The sequence below is a fragment of the Chryseobacterium luquanense genome (genome assembly GCF_026460945.1).
Taxonomy (GTDB): Bacteria; Bacteroidota; Bacteroidia; order Flavobacteriales; family Weeksellaceae; genus Chryseobacterium; species Chryseobacterium luquanense.
The window spans coordinates 146,626-153,359 of record NZ_JAOVZV010000014.1 but is presented as its reverse complement, the minus strand read 5'-3'; the positions used below and the strand labels follow the sequence as shown (position 1 = coordinate 153,359).

The 6,734-nt window shown below is 33.0% G+C and carries 8 protein-coding genes; 2 read left to right on the top strand and 6 right to left on the bottom strand.

Annotated features, from left to right (window positions below; all coding sequences use genetic code 11):
- The first annotated feature begins 290 nt into the window (after positions 1–290).
- Complete coding sequence (locus OEA66_RS12540) at positions 291–476, top strand: hypothetical protein (RefSeq protein ID WP_267281698.1); 186 nt, start codon at positions 291–293, stop codon at positions 474–476.
- A 304-nt stretch (positions 477–780) separates the two neighbouring features.
- On the opposite strand, the gene asnS is transcribed toward OEA66_RS12540, so the two are convergent.
- The 3 genes from asnS to OEA66_RS12525 form a co-directional block, all read right to left on the bottom strand.
- On the bottom strand, positions 781–2,229 hold the full coding sequence (gene asnS, locus OEA66_RS12535) for an asparagine--tRNA ligase (RefSeq protein WP_267281697.1): 1,449 nt from the start codon (positions 2,227–2,229) through the stop codon (positions 781–783).
- A gap of 121 nt (positions 2,230–2,350) precedes the next feature.
- Complete coding sequence (locus tag OEA66_RS12530) at positions 2,351–2,950, bottom strand: CDP-alcohol phosphatidyltransferase family protein (protein WP_267281696.1); 600 nt, start codon at positions 2,948–2,950, stop codon at positions 2,351–2,353.
- A 4-nt stretch (positions 2,951–2,954) separates the two neighbouring features.
- Positions 2,955–3,497, bottom strand: a complete 543-nt coding sequence (locus OEA66_RS12525) for a hypothetical protein (RefSeq protein ID WP_267281695.1) — start codon at positions 3,495–3,497, stop codon at positions 2,955–2,957.
- A gap of 107 nt (positions 3,498–3,604) precedes the next feature.
- Here OEA66_RS12525 and OEA66_RS12520 point away from each other — a divergent pair, with 107 nt between their 5' ends.
- Entirely contained in the window at positions 3,605–4,537 is a 933-nt protein-coding gene (locus OEA66_RS12520; protein WP_267281694.1) for a helix-turn-helix domain-containing protein, read from the top strand.
- 56 nt (positions 4,538–4,593) lie between these two features.
- On the opposite strand, the gene rimM is transcribed toward OEA66_RS12520, so the two are convergent.
- From rimM to OEA66_RS12505, 3 genes are all read right to left on the bottom strand, one after another.
- Positions 4,594–5,136, bottom strand: a complete 543-nt coding sequence (gene rimM / locus OEA66_RS12515; protein WP_267281693.1) for a ribosome maturation factor RimM — start codon at positions 5,134–5,136, stop codon at positions 4,594–4,596.
- A gap of 102 nt (positions 5,137–5,238) precedes the next feature.
- Positions 5,239–5,802: a 30S ribosomal protein S16 gene (locus OEA66_RS12510; protein ID WP_267281692.1), complete on the bottom strand. Its 564-nt coding sequence runs from the start codon at positions 5,800–5,802 to the stop codon at positions 5,239–5,241.
- A gap of 273 nt (positions 5,803–6,075) precedes the next feature.
- Entirely contained in the window at positions 6,076–6,588 is a 513-nt protein-coding gene (locus OEA66_RS12505; RefSeq protein ID WP_267281691.1) for a nitroreductase family protein, read from the bottom strand.
- Positions 6,589–6,734: the final 146 nt, after the last annotated feature.

Below are 6,734 nucleotides of genomic sequence, written 5' to 3'. Positions count from 1 at the left end.
CCTTTAATATAAAGTAGTTTCTTAATGTTTCACGCTTATCTAAAAACTCCTCTGCGCTACCAATCAACTCTCGTTTTTCAGTGGGGCAAAGATATAGCAGTTATTTACACGAAACAAATATTTAATAATCAATTATTTTGATTGTGGAAAAGTATTAAAGTAAAACACTGGTTTAACAGACATTGAATAGAATCTTGGAGTTATCCACAATGTTCATATTATTTTTATAAAAGGTAAAGAAGTGAGTTTGTTCGGGTATTGTTAAGAAATTAGCTCACAAAATACAGATTTTGCGCATCGAAATAATATTGTATTTTGGCTACAGAAAGCAAATCCATGTAGACGTGCTTACAAAAGTTAAGCCAACAGATTATTTTGATATTTATATATTAACGAAAGGTGCCGCTCCTACGGAGCTTCAAGCTTTAATCATTCTGTATATTCTACAAAGCTATCGCTCCTCTGGAGCTTTGTAGAAGTGGAAATTATTTTAATCAACTTTTTAGGAGCAATATTTTAATTGAAATTTACCTGAACTCACCAAATTTTCTTTTTATGACTTCTATCCTAGCCCCGATCGCAGCTTTGTTTGAGCTCATTTTCTTTGAAAAAGAAAATAGCGAGTGCGGAGAGCGGGAAATAGCTCCTAAAAAATGGAGAAATTGAGTTGGAAAGAAATAAAGAAAGAAAGAAACAATTCACAAGTAAAATTGAAATCTTTTCTATATATAATAAAATGTCCCTGAAAATTTCAGAGACATTATATAATTTTTATGAGAATTAAAATTCTGCGTTCTTTGGAGTTCTTGGGAAAGGGATGACGTCGCGAATGTTTGTCATACCTGTTACGAAAAGAACGAGTCTTTCTAAACCGAGCCCAAAACCTGCATGAGGAACCGATCCGAATCTTCTTGTATCAAGATACCACCATAATTCGTGCTCGTCAACGTGCATTTCTGCCATTTTTGTTTTCAGAACATCTAATCTTGCTTCTCTTTCTGAGCCACCGATAATTTCACCGATTCCTGGGAAAAGTACATCCATTGCAGCAACGGTTTTATTATCATCATTCAATTTCATGTAGAATGCTTTAATTTCTTTAGGATAATCAAATAAAACTACAGGACATTCAAAGTGTTTTTCAACCAAGAATCTTTCGTGTTCAGACTGAAGATCTGCACCCCATTCTTCGATTGGGTAAGCAAATTTTCCTTTTTTATTTTCTTTTGAATTTAATAAAATCTCAATCGCTTCGGTGTAAGAAACTCTTTTGAAACGTTTAGCGATAACATTTTCAAGTTTTTCAATCAAACCTTCTTTCGCTCTGTCTTTTTCTGGTTTAGATTTTTGTTCTTCGGCAAAACGTTTGTCTAAGAAATCCAAATCATCCTTACAATTATCTAAAACATACTGAATCACATATTTTAAGAAATCTTCTGCCAAATCGATGTTATCTTCCAGGTTATTGAAAGCAACTTCAGGCTCAATCATCCAGAATTCTGCTAAGTGACGGGTTGTGTTTGAATTTTCTGCACGGAAAGTTGGTCCGAAAGTATAAATTCTTCCCAATCCCATTGCTGCAGTTTCTCCTTCAAGCTGTCCTGAAACTGTTAGGTTTGTCTTTTTCCCAAAGAAATCCTGAGCAAAATCGATATCGCCCTGCTCGTCTCTTGGAATATTATTTAAATCAAAGTTGGTAACTCCAAACATTTCACCTGCTCCTTCTGCATCTGCTCCGGTTACAATTGGCGTGTTGATGTAAAAGAACTGGTTTTTGTTGAAAAATGAGTGAATTGCAAAACTTACTGCGTGACGTACTCTAAAAACCGCACCAAATAAATTGGTTCTGAATCTTAAATGCGCCTGATCTCTCAAAGTTTCTAAAGCATGTTTTTTAGGCTGAAGAATCGTTTTTTCCCTTTCTTCTGTAAAGTTATCGCCCAAAATGATAATTTTTTTTGCGATAATCTCTACGGCTTGACCCGCACCTTGGCTTTCTACCACTTCACCTACAACTTTTAGAGATGATGCTGTGCTTATTTTATTGATAATTTCTTCGTCAAAATTTTCGAAATCAACAACAATTTGCAAATTATTAATTGTAGAACCATCATTAAGCGCAATGAAGCGGTTTGCACGGAAGGTTCTTACCCAACCATAAACGGTAATGTCATGATGTAATACTTTTTTGTAGTCTTGTAGGACTTCTTTAATTGTTTGCTTTTTCATTTGTTGATGATAAAATTTTTGTCTAAAATTAATGTTTGCAAAGTTACAAAAAACAGCGTAATTTTTGGTTATTACGCCGTTCGATTTAAAAATCACTATTTAATTCTAAAAAATCCAATTATTAGTTAAAGAATGTTGTCTTTTTTCTCTCTGCTCCTCTTCTGATTCTCAAGGCATGATAGAAACTGGGAACATCGTAATTCCATTTTGGAAGAATCAAAATAATCATGATGACATCTAAATGAGAAATGAAACCAAGAATGATGGTCAAATTGAAAGCCCAACCTGTTGTCTGAAAACCTATTAGATAAGTGAAAGCTAAAAGCAAACTTAAACCCCACAATTTTGAAAGCCAAGCATGGGTACAGGTTTCTTTCCCGAATTTTATCCAGCTTGTTATATAGCAAAGCGCTTCCATGATGAAAATTAATAAAATGCTTTGCCATTCATCTCTTATTAACGTTGGATTTAGAAAATAAGCTGCAAAACCTAAAGACATCCAAAAAACTAAATCAACCTGACTGTCGAGCCTTCTCAGCTTTTCTGAAGAAACTCCGACTTTTCTTGCAATGATGCCGTCAAAAATATCTGTCAATAATCCGATGTACATTAAAGTTAGAATGATAAATCTGGATTCTGCATCTTTTAAATAAGAAAGTAAAATGATAATTGGTGCAAGAAAAAATCTTATGCCTATTAATATATAAGGTATTGTTTTCATGATTTTATTGTTCTTCAAAGATTAAATCATGATGAAGCGTCTTCCAATCACTCATTAAAATTAATATTCCATTACAGTAGAAATAATTTGACTGAACTTTCAAATTATTATTTGAATCTATCGCAAAACGTGATTTTTGAAAATTCCATCCTCCAAAAACCAAAGGAATTCCGTCAATCATAAATCTTCTCTCTTTTAAATATAAAAAGCCGTCATTTTTTAATTTTACTTTCAAATCTTTGCTAAACAAAATATTTTCTGACTCAAATATTTCAACATGTAAGCGATTCTTTTTAATCATCTTAAGTTTTACAATCACATCTTTCTTATCATATTTCTCTTTCCAATTAAACATATTAGTATTTCTGTCAAAAACATCTGTAAGAGTCTGAACATAAAAGCCACTTTTGGTGACCGGTACGTTTTTGTAAGTACCACTGATATTTTCCACACTTTTTTTATCCAATCTAATTGGATCAACATTTTTAAAGCCTGCACAGCTTACTGTAACAAATAAAATACTCAAATAAAAAATCAATTTTCTCATAGCTTTATATTTTAAATTATATCTCAAAGCTAATTTTGAAAACCTGTTTAATGAATGCGAAAAAAAATTAAAATAAATAGTTACATTTGTGAAAATCGCAAAAAAGAATGCACCAAGAAATCTTACTCAAACAAATCAGAAAGAAAATCGGGGATAAATCTTTGAATGACGAGATTGCCAACATTCTCAATATCAGCTACGATGCAGCACACCGACGAACTTCAATGAAGGCAAAATTCAGTTTTGAAGAAGCTTTAGAATTAGCAAAATATTATCAGATTTCGATTGATCAATTTTTGGGAACAGAAAACCAATTGGTTGTAAAAAGAACTCAGCCCGTAAAAACTCAGGAAGATTTGCTTTATTTTTTTGAAAGTTCCTTGAAGATTTTGAATGTTTTTCAGAGCATCAATCAGTCAAAAGTATATTATTCGGCGAAAGATATACCGTTTTTTTATACGATTTCGAATACTATTCTGTCACGCTTCAAATTTTATGTTTGGATGAATTTGCTGAATGAAGATAAATTCCTGGGCCCGTTTGAAGATTTTGATTTGCCTTACCATTCTCCAAAAAACGAAATGCTGAAAGATTTATATGAAAATCAAAATGTAACCGAAGTCTGGAATGACACCACCATGATGAGTATTTTGATGCAAATCTCTTTTTACTCAGAGATGGGACTTTTGAAATATAAAGATATCGTACTGATTTTGGAGGAAGTGAGAAAAGTTTTAGAAAATATTGAACATAAAATTCAGCACAATCCGAATTTCAATTTTTACGTGAACGATTTGGTCATTTTAAGCAATAATATTTTGTTTAAAAATGAATTTCAATCGTCATTTTTCATTCCTTTTAATATGTTTGGGTACATGATGACGAACGATGAAAATACTTGTAATGATACATTAACCTATTTCGAACACGAAATTAAAAATTCAAAATCATTAAATACTTCCGGAAATAGAGAGCGGAAAATGTTTTTCAATAAAATGTATCAGCAAATTGATAATTTGCAGGAAAAGCTTAAAATTTAACAAAAAAAACTTCATCCTTTGAAGAATGAAATTTATGTATCTAATTAAATAACGATTTACTCATCCTTTTTCGAAGGCACCAAAAACACATCAATCAAACCTTCCGGAAGTTGCATTTTAATGAATTTCTCATCACGGTCAACTTCTAAAATCCAATCTTTAATTAATGGAATTACCACTTCTTTTCCATCCAGATTGGTTACAAAATAATTCTGAGCTGTCTGATCGTTCACAGATCTGATGACACCACAGTTGTTATCCTGCTCATCCAAAATTTCATATCCGATGATTTCGTGATAATAAAATTGTTTTCCGGTAAGTTTTGGTAAAGAAGTCAGCGGCAAATAAACATTTTTACCTAAAGATTGGTCTACCAAAGCTTCAGAAGAGTTTTTGAAGGCAAGATTCAGAGCATCCAATTTGCTCCAAGAAGATTTTTCAATGAAAAAAGGAACTAATAGACCATTGATTTCTACAAAAATAGAATCAAGGTTTTTGTAAAGTTCTGGTTGATCTGTATCTAATTTAAGAATTACATTTCCTGCAAGACCGTGTCTACGGGTAATTTTTCCTAAAAAATAGCAATCTTCTTTTTTCATAATGCAAATATATAAGAAACCATCAAAATTTTAAAAACCTTGAAGGTTTAAATTAAAAAAGACACGAAAAAATCGTGTCTTTATTTTGTATCTTGTTTAAGACTAAGCCTGAGTTTCTTCAGTACCTTCTGCTTCAGCAGTTGGCTCTTCTGTAGCTTCAGTAACTTCTTCTGCAGGTGCATTTGCAGCTTCTTCAGCAGCTTTAGCATCAGCAATTACTTGAGCAGCAGCAGCAACTCTAGCTTCGTTTACTTTAGTTTCAGCATCGAAAGCAGCTTTCTTAGCATCAGCTTTAGCAGTAGATAAACCTTCTACTTTACCTTGTACTTTAGCATCTTTAGACTCTAACCACGCAGCAAATCTCTTTTCAGCTTCAGCTTCGTCAAAAGCACCTTTAGCAACACCACCTTGTAAGTGTTTTTTGTAAAGAACACCTTTATAAGAAAGAATTGCTCTAGCCGTATCAGTTGGTTGAGCACCGTTGTTTAACCACTTTACAGCAGCATCAACGTTCAAATCAATTGTAGCAGGGTTTGTAATTGGGTTGTAAGTACCTAACTTTTCGATGAATCTACCATCTCTTCTAGCTCTTGCATCTGCAACCACGATGTGGAAAAAAGGTCTCCCTTTAGATCCGTGTCTTTGTAATCTGATTTTTACTGACATAATGTTTGAATTTTATGGGAACTCGTCCCGATTAAATATTTAAGTGTGCAAAGATAGTAAAAAAGTTTGAAGTTAAATACCCAAATTAAAAGTTTTAAAAACAATATTTTTCAGAAGCCGGGAACCTGCTTTCCGCTGTATCTTTTTCGCCAGCGCTTTTTTCAAGCCATCAGCAAAAAAGGATGTCGCTGCAATCAGGGCTATTTCACAACTTCATTACAAATACCCCCTTCTTATCAAGAAGTTAGTGAATCTTTACATTGTTATATCAAACTAATCAACATTTCCCATGTAGAAAAGACCAAGACATTTCTGATTTTCTTCAATCGTCAAAGAATCTTTCAAAAGGTCAACAATCTTCGGAGAGCTCCAGTAAGAGCCTACTCCATTTGCGGTACAAGAAAGATACATATTCTGAACCGCCATAGAAACAGCCGCAATCTCTTCCCATTCCGGAACCATTCCGCTGAAATTAACAACGATGGAAACTACCGCATCTGCTTTATTGATTTTTAAACCAATATCATTGTATTTCTTCTCCAGAAAAACCTGTGGAGCCTGAGTTGATTTGTAAATCTCTTGCATTTCCAAAGCTAATTTCGCTTTTTCTTCACCTTTGAAAATTTTAAAACGCCAAGGTTTTGTACGTTTATGATTGGGAGCAAACGTCGCCGAATTCAAAATTTCATCCAAAACCTCCTGAGAAATTTCTGTTTCATTATAATCTTTCGGAAATATACTTCTGCGTTGCTCTATGATTTCTTTTAAAACTTCTGCTTTATTCATGTAGACAAAAATACTGAAAAATGTGGGAAGCAGAAAGCTAGGTAATGGAAGTTTTTACAAATTTCTTAGATGCCACGAATGCACGAATATTACAATTATTACAATCAAATACTTGAAAAATTAGTGTATTCGTGGCATTATACTTT

What these genes read in the sequence shown, in the direction of transcription:
- rimM (WP_267281693.1), bottom strand. Translation starts at nt 5,136, where the DNA reads ATGAAAAAAGAAGATTGCTATTTTTTAGGAAAAATTACCCGTAGACAC.
- OEA66_RS12505 (WP_267281691.1), bottom strand. Translation starts at nt 6,588, where the DNA reads ATGAATAAAGCAGAAGTTTTAAAAGAAATCATAGAGCAACGCAGAAGT.
- asnS (WP_267281697.1), bottom strand. Translation starts at nt 2,229, where the DNA reads ATGAAAAAGCAAACAATTAAAGAAGTCCTACAAGACTACAAAAAAGTA.
- OEA66_RS12525 (WP_267281695.1), bottom strand. Translation starts at nt 3,497, where the DNA reads ATGAGAAAATTGATTTTTTATTTGAGTATTTTATTTGTTACAGTAAGC.
- OEA66_RS12530 (WP_267281696.1), bottom strand. Translation starts at nt 2,950, where the DNA reads ATGAAAACAATACCTTATATATTAATAGGCATAAGATTTTTTCTTGCA.
- OEA66_RS12520 (WP_267281694.1), top strand. Translation starts at nt 3,605, where the DNA reads ATGCACCAAGAAATCTTACTCAAACAAATCAGAAAGAAAATCGGGGAT.
- OEA66_RS12510 (WP_267281692.1), bottom strand. Translation starts at nt 5,802, where the DNA reads ATGTCAGTAAAAATCAGATTACAAAGACACGGATCTAAAGGGAGACCT.